This is a genomic window from Pseudoflavonifractor sp. HNCC25GI2 (assembly GCF_058136395.1).
The window spans coordinates 255,687-269,785 of sequence record NZ_JBYUOW010000002.1 but is presented as its reverse complement, the minus strand read 5'-3'; the positions used below and the strand labels follow the sequence as shown (position 1 = coordinate 269,785).

Here is a 14,099-nt window from a genome sequence, read left to right as displayed (position 1 = left end):
TTTCTTAAGAACAAGAAACCGGTCCGTCTCAGCGTTCCCTGAGACGGACCGGTTATGCACAGATAAGGTGGAATTACTTCTTGGCCTTGGAGTCCACCACGTCCTTGAGCAGGGCGGCAAAGTCCTCGAAGGACATGGCGCCCAGATCGCCGTCGGCGCGGTGGCGGGGGGAGACGGTGCCGTTTTCCATATCCCGGTCGCCGATGACCAGCATATAGGGGACCTTGTCCAGCTGGGCCTCGCGGATCTTCTTGCCGATCTTCTCGTTGCGATAGTCCACCTCAACCCGGTAGCCCTGGTCGGAGAGCTTGCGGGCCAGGTCGGCGCAGTAGTCGGCGGCGCGGTCGGTGACGGGGAGGAAGCGGACCTGCTCGGGAGCCAGCCAGGTGGGCAGAGCGCCGGCGTACTCCTCGATGAGGTAGGCCAGAGTGCGCTCGTAGCAGCCCATGGAGGTGCGGTGGATGATGTAGGGCAGCTTCTTCTCGCCGTTCTCGTCAATGTAGTACATGCCGAACTTCTCGGCCAGGAGCATGTCGATCTGGATGGTGACCAGGGTGTCCTCCTTGCCGTAGACGTTCTTGTACTGGATGTCCAGCTTGGGGCCGTAGAAGGCGGCCTCGTCGATGCCGATGGTGTACTCCACGTCCAGGTCCTTCAGGATCTGGGCCATGACGCTCTGGGCATGCTCCCACTGCTCGGCGGTACCCTCGTACTTGTTGTTGGGGTTGGCGGGGTCCCACTGGGAGAAGCGGAAGGTGCACTTGTCCAGCAGGCCCAGGGTATCCAGGCAGTACTTGGCCAGGTCCAGGCAGCCCTTGAACTCCTCCTCCAGCTGATCGGGGCGGAGGATGAGGTGGCCCTCGGAGATGGTGAACTGGCGGACACGGATGAGGCCGTGCATCTCACCGGAGTCCTCGTTGCGGAACAGGGTGGAGGTCTCACCCAGGCGCATGGGCAGGTCGCGGTAGGAGCGCTGGCGGTTCAGGAAGACCTGATACTGGAAGGGGCAGGTCATGGGACGCAGGGCGAAGCACTCCTTGGTCTCGTCATAGGGGTCGCCCAGGATGAACATGCCGTCCAGGTAGTGGTCCCAGTGGCCGGAGATCTTGTAGAGGTCCCGCTTGGCCATAAGGGGGGTCTTGGTCAGCAGGTAGCCCCGCTTCTGCTCGGTGTCCTCAATCCAGCGCTGCATCAGCTGAACCACGCGGGCACCCTTGGGCAGCAGCACGGGCAGGCCCTGGCCGATGACGTCCACGGTGGTGAAGTACTCCAGCTCGCGGCCCAGCTTGTTGTGGTCCCGCTTCAGCGCCTCGGCCTGCTTGGCCAGGTACTCGTCCAGCTCATCCTTCTTGGGGAAGGCCACGCCGTAGATGCGCTGGAGCATCTTGCGGCTGGAGTCGCCACGCCAGTAGGCGCCGGTGGCGCTGGTGAGCTTGACGGCGTTGCCTTTGATGCGGCCGGTGGAGTCCAGGTGGGGGCCGGCGCACAGGTCGGTGAACTCGCCCTGCTTGTAGAAGGAGATGACCGCGTCCTCGGGGAGGTCGTTGATGAGCTCCACCTTGTAGGGCTCCTCCTTCTCCTCCATCAGCTTCAGGGCCTCGGCCCGGGGCAGCTCAAAGCGCTCCAGCTTCAGCTTCTCCTTGCAGATCTTCCGCATCTCAGCCTCCAGGGCCTCCAGGTCCTCGGGGGTGAAGGGGCGGGGGGTGTCAAAGTCATAGTAGAAGCCATTTTCAATGGCGGGACCGATGGCCAGCTTCACATCGGGGTGCAGGCGCTTCATGGCCTGGGCCAGGACGTGGGAGCAGGTGTGCCAATAGGTCTTGCGGTACTCGGGATTTTCGAACGTAAACTCGTTTTTCACTTCTTCGGACATGATAAAAGACCTCCTCGCAGATTCGTTTCCGGGGCGGAAGGCAAACAAAAAATGCCCCACCCCTGATGGTGTGTCAGGGGTGAGGCATCGTATCCTAGTCACGCTGCAAATTGGACACGCGGCCGGGTCGCTTTCGCTCCGACTCGGACTTGAAACAGCCCGCCTGCGGCGGCCTTGGTTTCGCGCCCTCGCTTTGCTCCAAGCTTCCCTGCGTGTCTATTTTCCGCGCTCTGATGCTCCACGGTTCCACCCTGCTTACGGCAAACAAAAAGCCGTCGCTTGTGACCTCTGTAACGGGAGGACCCGGCCCGGCTTTCTGCCGAAGGAGAGCACAGGGCAGAGGGGGGAAAACCCATTCTGCATTCTGCATTCTGCATTCTGCATTCGCCAGCGGCTCAGGAGTGGTACCGGCCGCATACCTGCGCGGGGCAATCACACCAAGCATGCCCCTCTCTGAGCGCGGCAGACGCGGCCTCTTCTCCGTCTGCGCCATTTTACGCAGACACTATATCACCCGGCGCGGCCGGTGTCAAGGGCGGGAACTATTTTTCTTGCCCCGGGCGGGGTAAGAATCCAGCAGCGTCTGCCGGCAGCTCTCCCGGTTTTTCCCGGTACAGTCCTCACCCGTGAGGTAGGAGGCGGTTTCACGCCACTGCTCCTCGGGAAAGTCCCCGGCGGGGATGGAGCCCAGGGCACGTCCCACGGCGGCGGCAGGCACCCGGCAGCGCAGGTCGGAGATGTATTCGCAGTTTACCAGGCTGGCCAGATATTCCAGCAGTTCCGGATGGGAAGTACTCATATTAAACTCTCTCAATTCGACTTAAAAGTATATAAAGCAACTATAATCTCCAAAAATTACCTTGTCAAGTGTAAAAACAACTTATAGATTATTTTTCCAGAAGAGGAAAGTAATACAATAAAAAGAAAAAAGAATAGGACATTAAGGGGTGAGGCTATGGCTCTGGATTATCGGCAGATCGGGCAGCGGATTGCGGCGCGCAGGCGTGCCCTCGGGCTCAAACAGATTCAGGTGTGTGAACGGTGTGACATCAACAGCAACTATCTCTCCAACATAGAACGGGCCAAGTCCATCCCCAGCCTGGAGGTCTTTGTCCGCATCTGTCGGGCGCTGGATACCACACCGGACGAGCTTTTGGCCGGGGCGGCACGCAGGGAAGATGTGGAAAGCTGGAAGAATGTAGCGGAAAAGCTGCGGGGGCTGAACCAGGAGCAGCTGGACATGGCAGACTCCTTTATTTCCTGGGTCTCTCAGTTTAAATAACCGGAAAACCGGAAAAGCAGGGCGGCGGCTGTCCATTACGGGCAGTGGCCGTCTTCTGGTTCTTCCCCGTCAAGAAACAGGTCCTCGGCGTCCATCTGGGCGGTTTTCAGCGTAAGAACGGCCGCCGGGACGGCACCCCGCTCCAGCTGGCCCAGAGCCGTGGTAATGGCGTTGAAGAGGGTGTAGTACATCTTTTGGTACATGCCGGGACGCCTCCTTTTCGTGCTATAAGAAGTAATTCAATTTTAAACACGGATTTTCTGTATGTCAAGATGGAAACCACTTCTAATTATGTTTGATTAAGCATCCAGTTCCATAACATAAAAGGAGAAAAGGAGTGGTGGACATGGAACTGGATTACAAACAGATTGGCAGACACATTGCCCGCCGGAGAAAGGAACTGGGGCTGACCCAGAGCGAGGTGGAAGAGCGGGCGGACATGGCCTATAAATATCTGTCCAATGTGGAGCGGGGCAACTCCATCCCCTCCACCGAACTGATTATGCGTCTGGCCATCGCCCTGGACACCACCCCCGACGAATTTCTGGTGGGCTCGGTGCGCAGACACGACGAGGCTTGGAAGGATGTGGCCGAAAAGCTGCGGGGGCTGGACCCAAAGCAGCTGGAGCTGGCCGACCGCTTTATTACCTGGGTGTCCGGGCAGAAGCTGTAAGGTGCATTTTTCGGGCAGCCGTCCGTAGGACGGCTGCCTTTCTGCTGTCCTTCCGCCATTGACAAGGGCGGCGGGGCTCGCATATACTGGTCATACGATTTTGGAAAGGGGAGGAGCGCTTGAACAAAAAGGAGCTGCTGGACCGCTGCGCCCGCAGCGGCGAGGAGCGGGTGCTGCTGGCCCGGGCGCTGGACAAGCTGGAGCTGGCCCAGGACCGGGGCGTCCCCGCCCACACTCCCTTTCTCTCTCCGGGGGAGCAGGCCTCGGTATCCGATTTGCTTGCCGCCTGGGGACACCCCCGCCACCGGTTCTGGGGGGGCTATGAGGGGGCGGAGCGGCAGGTGTGCCTCTTTCTCCCCGACTGGCAGGAGGAGGACGATGCCGTCGCCGACCCGGAGGGGCCGCTGGGGGCCCTGGAGGCCGCCTTCCCCGCCGAGGCCTCCCTGGGACACCGGGACATTCTGGGCTCCCTCATGGGCCTGGGATTGACCCGGGAAAAGCTGGGGGACATCCTGCTGCCCGGTCCGGGCCGCTGCCAGGTGGTGGCCCTGCGGGAGGCGCTGCCCATTCTCCTCTCCCAGTGGGAGGGAGCCGGGCGGTACAAGGTGCGCCTCAAAGAGATTCCCCTGGACCAGCTCACCCCCGCCCCGGTGCAGGTGAAGACCATCCGGGACACGGTGGCCTCCCCCCGGCTGGACGCGGTGCTGGGAGCGGGCTTCTCCCTGTCCCGATCCAAGGCCGCCGCCTACATCTCCGCGGGCAAGGTGGCCGTCAACCACCGGGAGTGCCTGAAAGGGGACAAGCTGATTGAGGAGGGGGACGTGCTCACCTGCCGGGGTCTGGGCAAGTGCGTGGTGAAGGAGGTCCCCGGCCAGTCCAAAAAGGGCCGCACCATGCTGGTGCTGGAGCGGTATATTTGAGAAAAGGAGCGGAGCGGCATGCTGGAATACGACTTTGTCTCCCTGGATACCGACTGGGGAACGGGATACAGCCTCTTTGGGGGCGTGCGCATCGACACCAGCGGGCACCGGGAGATCATCGCCCAGCGGGCGGCGGAGGGCTGGCGCTATGTGGGCTGGCTGCCCACCACCCAGCGGGCCACCGGACAGATTGACCGCATTGACTTGATTTTTGAGCGGGAGGCACAGACGCCATGATGACAAAGGAAAAAATCGAACGGATTAACATCCTGGCCCGGAAGGCCAAGACCCCCGAGGGACTGACCCCGGAGGAAATTGCCGAGCGGGACACCCTGCGGCGGGAATACATTGAGGCCTACAAGAAGAGCCTCACCGCCCAGCTCAACAGCACCATCATCCAGTACCCCGACGGCAGCCGCCGTCCTCTCCGGCCCAAAAAGCCCTGAATCTGGAGAGACTCGGAACGCCTTCCCGCATTGACAAGGACGCGGCTTTCTGGGATAATGGCCATGTTGCGGCAGAGACCGCCCTTTCCCAGGAAAGGCAGTTCCATATATTAATGAAGGAGGCCACTATGGCTCACATTAAATTTTTGACTGATTCCGCCGCTGATATTCCCGCCGCTCTCCGGGAGGAGCTGCACATCCAGGTACTTCCCTTCCCCATCGCCATGGGAGACAAGGAGTACCGGGACGGCGTGGACTTTACCCCCGAGGAGTTTTACGGCATGCTTCTGGCGGCCCCCCAGATTCCCACCCACGCCCAGCTGACCGCCTTTTTGTTCCAGGAGTGCTTTGAGCAGGCCTGGGAGGAGGGGTACACCGACCTCATCCACACCTCCATCAACTCCAAGGGCTCGGCCACCTATCAGAATGCCATTCAGGCCCGGGACGAATTCTTCGAGGACCACCCCGAGGCCAAGGAGACCTTCCATATCCACATCATCGACTCCCGTACTTATACCATGTGCTACGGCTACCCCGTGGTGGAGGGCGCCAAGATGGCGGCCGAGGGGAAAGAGGCCGGGGAGATTGTGGCCTTTATCCAGGACTGGATCGACCGGGTGCGGGTGGTGTTCGCCCCCTGGACCTGCGCTTTGCCAAGAAGTCGGGCCGGGTGCCCGCCGCGGCCGCCTTTGTGGGCGACGCCCTGGGCCTGAAGCCCATTATGACCTTTGAGAACGGGGACTCCAAGATCCTCACCAAGGTGCGGGGGGAGAAGAACGTCATCCCCACCCTGCTGGACCTGTGCCAGAAGGAGCGCCGTCCCGACAGCCCCTACCTGCTCATCCGGGGCAACAACGACGTACAGTCGGACAAGCTCCACGAGGCGGCGGTCCACGCCCTGGGCCAGGAGCCTGCCATGGAGTACCACATCGGCGGCGTCATCGCCATCAACGCCGGCCCCAACCTCGTGGGGGTCGTATACTGGACCTGATTTGTGCCGGCTGGCCGGGGACTGTCCCCGGCCAGCCGCTTTTTAATAGAGTTTTAATTTGGAGCGGGACAGGTTTTACATTTTATTCATCTTTTTTGTGGTATGCTGGACACAATACACAAGACACACATGGAGGAGGACTGTCTCATGAATCCCGGACAACTGACCTGGCGGGAGCGGGGCTGGCTGTGGTTCCGGCTGGGAATCCGTCTGGTTCTGACCGTTGTCACGGTGGTGCTGCTGGCCCTGTTCGGCCCTACACTGCTGTCCCTGTTTGCGCCCTTTCTTGCCGCGCTGGTGACCGCGGCGCTGCTCAACCCTCTGGTGAAGTGGTTCCAGCGCCGCCTGGGCCTGTCCCGGCCCGTTCTGACTGGGCTTCTGCTGGTGCTGGTGTTCGGCGCGCTGGGCGCGGCCATCGGATTTCTGGGCTATGCCGCCGCCAACGAGCTGGTCTCCCTGGCCCAGAACTGGCAGGGGCTGCTGGACGGCCTCCAGGGGGCCCTGGACCAGACGGAGGAGCTGTTTGCCCGCCTGTGGACCCTGGTGCCGCCCCAGCTGAACGAGACGGTGCAGTCGGTGATCGACGGGCTGCTGGAATGGCTGTCCACCGCCACCCCTAATCTGCTCAACACCCTGGTGGACTACACCACCACCAAGGCCATGGGTGTACCCTCCTTTGTCATTGCCCTGGTCATCTTCCTCATGGCCACCTACTTCCTCACCGCCGACTACCCCTATCTGCGCTCCCGGGCAGCCCAGAGCATGGGGGATAACCTGCTGCACTTCTGCCGCCAGGTCCGCTCCACCGCCCTTGGGGCCTTCGGCGGCTACCTGAAGGCGGAGCTTCTCCTGTCCGTGGGCGTGTTCTTTATTCTGCTGGGCGGATTTCTGCTCATCCGGCAGCCCTACGGCCTGCTGCTGGCCCTGGGGCTGGCCATCCTGGATTTTATCCCCATTGTGGGTGCGGGCACCGTCATGGTCCCCTGGGCAGCTATTGCCCTCTTTACCCGGGACTTTCAGACCGCCATTGAGCTTATGGCCATCTGGGGCGTCATCGCCCTGTTCCGCCGGGTGATGGAGCCCAAGTTTGTGGGCGACCAGACGGGGCTGTCCCCCATCCTCTCGCTGGTGAGTATCTATGTGGGCATGAAGGTGGCGGGGGTCCTGGGCATGATTCTGGGCCCCATCTGCCTTCTGGTGCTGCTGAATCTGGCGGGAATGGGCATGTTCCATGGGCTGCGGCTGGACCTGGCCGCCGCCGCACGGGACACCGCCGCCATCCTCTCCCACCACCCGCCCAAGGACTGAAGGGGCGGAGCAAACAAGGCTGTCCGCAGGGCGTTTGGCCGGCGGACAGCCTCGTTTTTCGGCACGGTCAAAGTTTATTTTGGGAAAGTTCAAAAAAGCGTGTTTTTTTCTTCACGATTTTTTCATATTTCGGCGTTAAGATAGGCACTGTAAAAAGGAGCCGGACCTCCACAGGCCCGGTTGTAAGCAAAGGAGCGTAGGAATTATGGAGAACAACGAATTCAATTTCTACAATAGTGAAAATGATGGTTATCGGGGCAGCTTCGGTGATTACACCGACCCCATTCCCACAACCGGCGGCCCTGTTGAACCCGGAAAAGGCCCCAAAAAGAAGAAGACCGGTTTGCGCATTGCAGCTCTGCTGCTGGCCTGCGTGGTGCTGGGCGGCGGAGCCGGCGTGGGAGGCGCAGCCCTCTACGCCCAGATGAACCAGCCTGAGACCGTCGTCTATGAGGGCGAGCGCCCTCAGGTCCAGACCGTGGTCAATAACAATAACGGCGAGCCCATGACCGCCGAGCAGCTGTACGCCGCCAACCTGGCCTCCTGCGTGGGCATTACGGTGAACACCACCGTGAACATCTTCGGCCAGACCACCACCTCTGCCGCCTCCGGCTCGGGCTTCGTGCTCACCCAGGACGGCTACATCGTCACCAACTACCACGTCATTGAGGACGCGGCCGAGGACTCCTCCGTCACCATCGAGGTCTCCTTCGCCAACGGCGACAAGTATACCGCCAAGCTGGTGGGCGGCGAGCAGGACAACGACGTGGCTATCATCAAGATTGATGCCACCGGCCTGCAGCCCGTTACCCTGGGCGACAGCGACCAGCTGGTGGTGGGCGAGACGGTCTACGCCATCGGCAACCCCCTGGGCGAGCTGACCTACTCCCTCACCGACGGTATTGTCTCCGCTCTGGACCGGCTCATCACCACCTCCAGCACCGACTCCAACGGCAACACCGTCTCCACCACCCTCAACGTGCTGCAGACCAACTGCGCCATCAACCCCGGCAACTCCGGCGGCCCCCTCTTTGACAGCTACGGCAACGTGGTGGGCATCGTCTCCGCCAAGTACACCCAATCCCAGTCCGGCGTCAGCGCCGAAGGCCTGGGCTTCGCCCTCCCCATCAACGACGTGAAGGAGATCTTCACCGAGCTCATTGAGCACGGCTATGTCACCGGTAAGCCCTACATGGGCATCCAGGTCAAGGATGTGTCCGACGAGCTCCAGAGCTTCGGCATTACCGCCGGCGCCCGCGTGAGCTATGTGGCCGAGGGCTCCTGCGCCCAGAAGGCCGGCCTGCAGGTGGATGATATCATCACCGCCATTGACGACACCGCCATTGACTCCTCCACCGCCCTCACCGCCGCCCTGTCCACCAACTACAAGGCCGGCGATACCGCAACCCTCACCATTGTCCGGAACCAGCAGGAGCAGAAGCTCACCATTACCTTCGACGAGAAGAATGAGCAGACCGAGTCCGCCAACCAGATTCAGCAGGACTCCCAGCAGAACCAGCAGGGTCAGAGCGGAAACGGCTACTACTATCAGTGGCCCTTCGGCGGCTTCAACTGGTAAATTCCATTCCCCTTTTGGTTTCTTATCTTTATTTTCCTCCTAAGAAAAGCGTCTGTCCGCCGTGTATTTCCGGCGGACAGGCGCTTTTTGCCTGAGAAAGGACCAAAACCGTGGACAAAGACGAAAAAAACGGATATAATATATTCTGGATTGTTATGGGGCGGCTGAGCTGCCCCCGGGATTCGGGGCCGCGCCGGGAAAAACGGCGTTTCACATCTTCTGTGTGGTTGGGTAGGCCTTGGATCACAACAGACAGAGGAAGGAACGATGAATCCATGGAAATCAACGGACAGACGGTAAACGAGCACGCCCGTTACAACCAGCTGGGCCTGTCCCCCGAGCTGATGCGGGCCATTGAGAAGAAGGGCTATGTGGAGGCCACCCCCATCCAGACCGGGGCCATCCCCTACTTTATGGACTGGAAGGACGTCATTGCCAAGGCCCCCACCGGCACGGGCAAGACCTTTGCCTTCGGCATCCCCATGGTGGAGCACATTGACCCGGAGAACGGGGACATCCAGGCCCTGGTGCTGGCCCCCACCCGGGAGCTGGCCATCCAGATCCAGGACGAGCTGCGGGACCTGTGCGCCTTCAAGGAGGGCGTGCGGGTGGTGTGCCTCTACGGCGGACAGCCCATTGACAAGCAGATCACCCAGCTGAAGAAGGACCCCCAGATTGTGGTGGCCACCCCCGGGCGGCTGATGGACCACATGAAGCGGCGCACCGTGCGGCTGGACAAGGTGCAGACCGTGGTGCTGGATGAGGCCGACCGGATGCTGGACATGGGCTTTGTCCGGGACGTGACCCACATTCTGGACAAGATGCCCAAGCGGCGCAACCTGGGCCTCTTTTCCGCCACCATCTCCCGGGAGGTGCTGGACATCTCCTGGGTGTACCAGCGTCAGCCGGTGGAGATCACCGTCCCCGCCGACCAGGAGAACAAGCCCGACATCGCCCAGTACCGCCTGGAGGTGGACCGGGGCGAGAAGGCGGACACCATGGCCCGGCTGCTGGCCATGGGGGGCTATGAGCGGGTGATTGCCTTCTGCAACACCAAGAACATGACCGACCGGCTCGCGGGCCTTCTGTCCATGCGGGGCATCTCCTGCCAGGCCATCCACGGGGACATCCAGCAGTCCGCCCGGGAGAAGACCCTGAAGAAGTTCCGGGACGGCCAGATCCGGGTGCTGGTGGCCACCGATGTGGCCGCCCGTGGCCTGGACATTGACGACGTGGACGCCGTCTTCAACTACGACGTGCCCGACGAAAACGAGTATTACATCCACCGCATCGGCCGTACCGGACGGGCCAAGCGCCACGGCGTGGCCTTCTCCCTGGTGTCCTCGGTGCCCGAGGGCCTGCGGCTGGATGAGATTAAGAAGAACACCGGCAACGACATCCGTGCCGTCCGCTTCAATGAGAAGGGCGACTTGGTGGCCAAGGTGGAGCGGAGTTGAGAGGGCGGAAAACGGACTGGCCCCGGCTGCTGGTGGATCTCACGGCCTGCTTTCTCATTCCCGCCTACACCCTGCTCTTTGCGGGCAGTATGGCCTGGTTCCGCACCAATTTCTCCGTCCTGGCTGTGGCGGGCAAGGACGCCTACCGGGGCTTTGTGCTGTGGGGAATTCTGGCGGCCGCCTACTTTTTCACCATCCTGCTGGCCCTGGCCCGCACCCTGCCCCAGCGGAGGGGCCGGATTGTCGTTCGGACGCTGGGGAGCACCGCCTGCCTGTGTCTGGCCGGAGCCCTGCTGGTGCCCTACCTGCCGGATAACTTTCCGCGCTTTGCCAAGCTCCATGTGCTGCTGGCCGCCCTGGCCTGCGTGCTGCTGATGCTGGCGCTGCTGGCGGTGTGCCTGGCCTGCCGCCGGGAGGAGCTGGAGGGCTGGAGGTATCATCTGCGGGACTGGGGCGGCATCGTCTTTTTCTCCGGCGTCCTCTTTGCCGCCGGGGGCATGGTCACCAGTGCGCTGGAGGTGTTTTTTACCATCTCCGCTGCCCTGCTGGCACGGCGGCTGTGGCTGCTGCGGCGGAGGAAAGGGAAATTTTAAGGATTTTTAATGTTTCCCCTATGGATTTTTCAATCCCGTTCGCGTATCCTGAAAGAGAAGAGAAACCCCTGAAGTGGGACGTGCCGCATCTGCCCCCTGGGCGGGACGTGGCATCCCGGAAAGGAGATTGGATATGAACGGAAAACGGCTTTATCGGACGGAGGGCCCCTACAAGATGCTGGCCGGCGTGTGCGGCGGCATCGCGGAGTACTTTGATGTAGATCCCTCTCTGGTGCGGATCCTGTGGCTGGTGGGTATCTTCTTTACCTTCTCCGCCGCCTTCTGGATCTATGTGGCCTGCGCCTTCATCGTTCCCAAGAAGAGCGACGTCTATCCCGGCTACTGAGAACCTATCCGCGCCCCCGCCCACTGCGGGGGCGCATTTTCGTTTGGAGGAACCAATATGGAGACAGAACTCATTCGCCTCTCCCGCGCGGAGGACATCCCTGCCCTGCGGGAGCTTTGGTACCTGGCCTTCGGCGACGACGGGGCCTATGTGGACAACTTTTTTGCCACCTATTACCGCCCGGATCGGGTGCTGGTGCTGGAGGCAGAGGGGGCTGTGCGGGCCATGACCGCCTGGTTTGACACCCAATTTGTGGTGCCCGGCCGGGGCGAGTACCGGGCCGCCTACCTCTACGCCGTGGCCACCCACCCCGACTGGCGCAGCCGCGGTCTGTCCGGGCGGCTGCTGGCCTGGGCGGACGACTACTTCCGCTCCCTGGGCATCCCAGCGGTGACCACCGTCCCCGCCCAGCCCTCCCTGCACAACTTCTTCGGGGCCAACGGCTTCGGGGAGTGCTTCCGCCATGTGGAGCTGGCCCTCACCCCGGAGGAGCTGCCCCCGGCCAGGGAACCCGTCCTTCAGAAGGCCGAGCCGGCGGAGTACGGCAGAGTGCGGGAGACGCTGCTGGCGGACCTGCCCCACATCGCCTTCCCCGAGGACGCCCTCCGGTATCAGGCCGGGTGCTGTGCCCTGGGAACAGGAGGCCTGTTCGTGGGGAACACCGCCGCCGGTCCGGTGTGCCTGTGCGCCGAGGAGGCGGGGGATGGCCTGGTGGTGCTCAAGGAGTATCTGGGCAGCCCGGAGGCCTGCCGGCTGGCCCTCTCCGACCTCGGGCGGGTGGCCCCCGCCCAGCGCTGGCTGGTCCGCGGTCCCCGGACGCCCGATGAGTGCGCCGCCAACCGGGCAAAGGGGCAATTCGGCATGCTCAAGTGGCTGGATCCGGAGCTGTCCCGGAGCTGGGATTGGTCCTCCACCGCCTATCTGGGTCTGGCATTTGACTGAAAACTTGCATTTTATACAAAAACAGCCCTTCTTTTTTGTAGGAAGGGCTGTTTTTTCGTGGCTCACCAACACGGTAAAGTGATGAAGCTATTTTACCACAACTATTTGGTTGTGGTGACCTCCACAAAAATTATGCTTTACTCTTTCGGAAATTGTGGTATGCTATACATAAAGAAGGAAAAAAACGACATTTTTTCCCCTTGCACCCCGAAAAAATCCCATAAATGCAGGAAATCCGTCATCCACGCATGAATTATTTAGGAGGAATGCAATTATGAACAAGTACATCGAACGCGTCCTGGCCGACACCAAAGCGAAGAACGCCAACGAGCCCGAGTTTCTGCAGACTGTGGAGGAGGTTCTGACCTCTCTGGAGCCCGTCATCAACGCTCACCCCGAGTATGAGAAGGCTGCTCTGCTGGAGCGCATGGTCGAGCCCGAGCGCGCCATCGAGTTCCGCGTGACCTGGGAGGACGACAACCACGTGTGGCATGTCAACCGCGGCTACCGCGTTCAGTACAACGCGGCCCTCGGCCCCTACAAGGGCGGCATCCGCTTTGACCCCTCCGTCAACCTGTCAATCATCAAGTTCCTGGGCTTTGAGCAGGTGTTCAAGGACGCCATGACTGGCCTGCCCATCGGCGGCGCCAAGGGCGGTTCCGACTTCGATCCTCGCGGCAAGAGCGACGCCGAGGTCATGCGCTTCTGCCAGGCCTTCATCAGCGAGCTGTATCGCCACATCGGCCAGGACATCGACTGCCCCGCCGGCGACCTGGGCTGCGGCGGCCGTGAGATCGGCTATATGTATGGCCAGTACCGCCGTCTGGTGGGCGCTGCCGAGTTCGGCGCTCTGTCCGGCAAGGCTGTGTGCACCGGCGGTTCCATCCTGCGTCCCGAGGCCACTGGCTACGGCGCTGTCTACTACCTGGTCGAGGCTCTGAAGCACGACGGCGAGGACATCAGCGGCAAGCGCATCGCCATTTCCGGCTACGGCAACGTGGGCTGGGGCATCATGAAGAAGGCTGCTGAGCTGGGCGCCAAGGTTACCTACTTTGCCGGCCCCGACGGCTACATCCACGATCCCGACGGCGTTATCACCGAGGAGAAGCTCAACTACATCCTGGAGATGCGCGCCAAGGATCCCATGCACTGCAAGCCCTATGCTGAGAAGTTCGGCTGCGAGTTCGTGGAAGGCCAGAAGTGCTGGGGCGTCAAGGACGTGGACATCTACATGCCCGCCGCTACCCAGAACGACGTCAACCTGGATTGGGCCAAGAAGATTGCCGAGTCCGGCGTGAAGTACTACATCGAGGTTGCCAACATGCCCACCACCAACGAGGCTCTGGAGTTCCTGAAGAGCCAGAAGCACATGGTGGTTGCTCCCTCCAAGGCTGTCAACGCCGGCGGCGTGTCCGTGTCCGAGCTGGAGATGGCTCAGAACGCCGAGCGCCTGTACTGGAGCGCCGAGGAAGTGGACGCCAAGCTGCAGGGCATCATGAAGAACATCTATCACTCCTCCGTTGAGGTTGCTGAGCGCTATGGCCTGGGCTATGACCTGGTGGCCGGCGCCAACATCGTGGGCTTCCAGAAGGTTGCCGACGCCATGATGGCTCAGGGTATTTTCTAAGCCACTCCTTAAAAATCCCTTAGAATGTAACAAAGCGGTGCCGCTCTCTCAGGAGAGCGGCA

Annotated in this window: 17 protein-coding genes; 14 read left to right on the top strand and 3 right to left on the bottom strand. The window is 61.4% G+C overall.

Translation table 11 applies throughout. The features are described 5' to 3' along the window. Positions 1–73 precede the first annotated feature (73 nt). Both thrS and AC3YUO_RS03790 read right to left on the bottom strand, forming a co-directional pair. Positions 74–1,873: a threonine--tRNA ligase gene (gene thrS / locus AC3YUO_RS03795; RefSeq protein WP_489961722.1), complete on the bottom strand. Its 1,800-nt coding sequence runs from the start codon at positions 1,871–1,873 to the stop codon at positions 74–76. Positions 1,874–2,402: 529 nt separating this feature from the next. Beyond that, positions 2,403–2,672 (bottom strand): hypothetical protein, encoded by a 270-nt coding sequence (locus AC3YUO_RS03790; protein ID WP_489961721.1) that lies wholly within the window; start codon positions 2,670–2,672, stop codon positions 2,403–2,405. Between the two features lie 156 nt (positions 2,673–2,828). Here AC3YUO_RS03790 and AC3YUO_RS03785 point away from each other — a divergent pair, with 156 nt between their 5' ends. Continuing rightward, positions 2,829–3,155: a helix-turn-helix domain-containing protein gene (locus AC3YUO_RS03785; RefSeq protein WP_489961720.1), complete on the top strand. Its 327-nt coding sequence runs from the start codon at positions 2,829–2,831 to the stop codon at positions 3,153–3,155. 35 nt (positions 3,156–3,190) lie between these two features. Here the strand turns inward: AC3YUO_RS03785 and AC3YUO_RS03780 are convergent, their stop codons facing one another. Next, the gene (locus tag AC3YUO_RS03780; protein ID WP_489961719.1) at positions 3,191–3,358 is read right to left on the bottom strand and encodes a hypothetical protein; all 168 of its coding nucleotides are present in this window, start codon (positions 3,356–3,358) and stop codon (positions 3,191–3,193) included. A 143-nt stretch (positions 3,359–3,501) separates the two neighbouring features. Here AC3YUO_RS03780 and AC3YUO_RS03775 point away from each other — a divergent pair, with 143 nt between their 5' ends. The 13 genes from AC3YUO_RS03775 to gdhA all read left to right on the top strand — a co-directional run bounded on the left by AC3YUO_RS03775 (position 3,502) and on the right by gdhA (position 14,037). Continuing rightward, positions 3,502–3,828 (top strand): helix-turn-helix domain-containing protein, encoded by a 327-nt coding sequence (locus tag AC3YUO_RS03775; RefSeq protein ID WP_489961718.1) that lies wholly within the window; start codon positions 3,502–3,504, stop codon positions 3,826–3,828. 119 nt (positions 3,829–3,947) lie between these two features. After that, positions 3,948–4,748, top strand: a complete 801-nt coding sequence (locus AC3YUO_RS03770) for a YlmH family RNA-binding protein (protein WP_489961717.1) — start codon at positions 3,948–3,950, stop codon at positions 4,746–4,748. Between the two features lie 18 nt (positions 4,749–4,766). Beyond that, positions 4,767–4,985 (top strand): DUF4177 domain-containing protein, encoded by a 219-nt coding sequence (locus AC3YUO_RS03765; protein ID WP_489961716.1) that lies wholly within the window; start codon positions 4,767–4,769, stop codon positions 4,983–4,985. Then, positions 4,985–5,194, top strand: coding sequence for a DUF896 domain-containing protein (locus AC3YUO_RS03760; protein WP_489961922.1), 210 nt, complete (start codon positions 4,985–4,987; stop codon positions 5,192–5,194). Before AC3YUO_RS03765 ends, AC3YUO_RS03760 begins: the two co-directional genes overlap by 1 nt. Positions 5,195–5,322: 128 nt before the next feature. Continuing rightward, entirely contained in the window at positions 5,323–5,907 is a 585-nt protein-coding gene (locus AC3YUO_RS03755; RefSeq protein ID WP_489961715.1) for a DegV family protein, read from the top strand. Continuing rightward, positions 5,865–6,185 (top strand): DegV family protein, encoded by a 321-nt coding sequence (locus tag AC3YUO_RS03750; protein ID WP_489961714.1) that lies wholly within the window; start codon positions 5,865–5,867, stop codon positions 6,183–6,185. Before AC3YUO_RS03755 ends, AC3YUO_RS03750 begins: the two co-directional genes overlap by 43 nt. 147 nt (positions 6,186–6,332) lie before the next feature. Then, entirely contained in the window at positions 6,333–7,493 is a 1,161-nt protein-coding gene (ytvI, locus tag AC3YUO_RS03745; protein WP_489961713.1) for a sporulation integral membrane protein YtvI, read from the top strand. A 205-nt stretch (positions 7,494–7,698) separates the two neighbouring features. Further along, on the top strand, positions 7,699–9,072 hold the full coding sequence (locus AC3YUO_RS03740) for a S1C family serine protease (RefSeq protein WP_489961712.1): 1,374 nt from the start codon (positions 7,699–7,701) through the stop codon (positions 9,070–9,072). Positions 9,073–9,347: 275 nt separating this feature from the next. Further along, complete coding sequence (locus tag AC3YUO_RS03735) at positions 9,348–10,529, top strand: DEAD/DEAH box helicase (RefSeq protein ID WP_489961711.1); 1,182 nt, start codon at positions 9,348–9,350, stop codon at positions 10,527–10,529. Beyond that, positions 10,526–11,122 (top strand): hypothetical protein, encoded by a 597-nt coding sequence (locus tag AC3YUO_RS03730; RefSeq protein ID WP_489961710.1) that lies wholly within the window; start codon positions 10,526–10,528, stop codon positions 11,120–11,122. The genes AC3YUO_RS03735 and AC3YUO_RS03730 overlap by 4 nt, the downstream gene beginning before the upstream one ends. Before the next feature lie 133 nt (positions 11,123–11,255). Further along, positions 11,256–11,468, top strand: coding sequence for a PspC domain-containing protein (locus AC3YUO_RS03725; protein ID WP_489961709.1), 213 nt, complete (start codon positions 11,256–11,258; stop codon positions 11,466–11,468). 57 nt (positions 11,469–11,525) lie between these two features. Beyond that, complete coding sequence (locus AC3YUO_RS03720; protein WP_489961708.1) at positions 11,526–12,410, top strand: GNAT family N-acetyltransferase; 885 nt, start codon at positions 11,526–11,528, stop codon at positions 12,408–12,410. A gap of 274 nt (positions 12,411–12,684) precedes the next feature. Next, complete coding sequence (gdhA, locus tag AC3YUO_RS03715) at positions 12,685–14,037, top strand: NADP-specific glutamate dehydrogenase (protein ID WP_489961707.1); 1,353 nt, start codon at positions 12,685–12,687, stop codon at positions 14,035–14,037. Positions 14,038–14,099: the final 62 nt, after the last annotated feature.